Origin of the sequence: Hymenobacter gummosus (assembly GCF_003970915.1) — a bacterium.
GTDB classification, from domain to species: Bacteria; Bacteroidota; Bacteroidia; order Cytophagales; family Hymenobacteraceae; genus Solirubrum; species Solirubrum gummosum.
In genome coordinates this window covers 1-951 of the sequence record NZ_RXOF01000029.1, presented here as the reverse complement: position 1 = coordinate 951, position 951 = coordinate 1, and the positions used below count along the sequence as shown (strand labels likewise).

At 65.3% G+C, this 951-nt stretch carries 1 protein-coding gene; it reads right to left on the bottom strand.

Annotation, left to right across the window (positions count from 1 at the left end; genetic code table 11):
- Positions 1-14 precede the first annotated feature (14 nt).
- Positions 15-848 carry an IS982 family transposase gene (locus EJV47_RS27710; RefSeq protein ID WP_126696466.1) on the bottom strand — a complete coding sequence of 278 codons (834 nt, stop codon included), beginning with the start codon at positions 846-848 and terminating at the stop codon, positions 15-17.
- Positions 849-951 lie beyond the last annotated feature (103 nt).

The following is a 951-nucleotide window of genomic DNA, read 5'->3' as shown; positions in this document are numbered from 1 at the left end:
ACCCAAGTTGCGGGTTACAGTCCGAAGCGGTCGATTGCGTGTACAAAGACGAAGAGGCCGATTTTAAGGGCGAAGCCGGCGGCCGTGGTGGCGTGGATCTTCTTGGGGAAGCGCTCAGTCAAGCCGCTGAAGCAGGTCTCGATGCCGTGGCGGAAGTGCTGGATGAGAAACGCCCGGGCCGGCGCGTGCGGGCGCTTGCTGTTTTTGCGCCGGGCCGTGTGCTGCTGGCAGCCGCTGGCCTCTTCGAAAATGTCTTCGTGGGCGTAGTCGGTGTAGCCCGCGTCGGTGTAGAGCACGCTGCCTTCGGGCAGGTCCAGTTCGAGTTGGCGCAGCCCGGTCACGTCCGCCTCGCTGCCGGGGTGGACGTGGTAGGCGACGGGCAGCCCGTCGGCCGTGGCCAGCACCTGCACCTTGACGCCGTAGAACCAGCTGCGCTTGCTGGCGCAGCGGCCCCGGTAGGCGCTGCCCGTGAGCAACTTGCCGCGCTCGATGCGCGTGTTGTGGCACGCGGCTACCGGGAAGGAGTCGAGCACGTAGCGCGCCTGCGTGTTCAGGTGCTGGAGCAGCTGGCCGAAGCGGGCGAAGAGCTCGTCCAGCACCTCGCGCAAGCGGTGCAGGTGGCGCGAAAAATTGCTCTTGTGCAGCGGGCGCTGCCCCCAGTGGCCCTGCATGTAGCGCTGAGCCTGGGCGTAGTTGCCGCCAAAGTAGCGCGCCGCCACCAGCGCTGTCGTGAGCACCTCCGCGTCCGACAAGTGCCGCTGCGCGTCTTCGGCCGGGGCCCAGGCCGGGCGCACGAAGGCCAGCAAATCGTCGATAAAGCAGTACATTGCCACGGTCTGTTCCGTCATGGTCGGGGAAGGAGTGAAGCGTCAGATACTTCAAACCTACCCTGTTCCGGGCGGAACAGATTTCTTTTTGCCCCAGCTTTAGTACCCCGCAACTTGGGTTAGC

Bases quoted from the DNA above. Each gene is read 5' to 3' on its own strand.
- EJV47_RS27710 (WP_126696466.1), bottom strand. From the start codon at position 848: ATGACGGAACAGACCGTGGCAATGTACTGCTTTATCGACGATTTGCTG.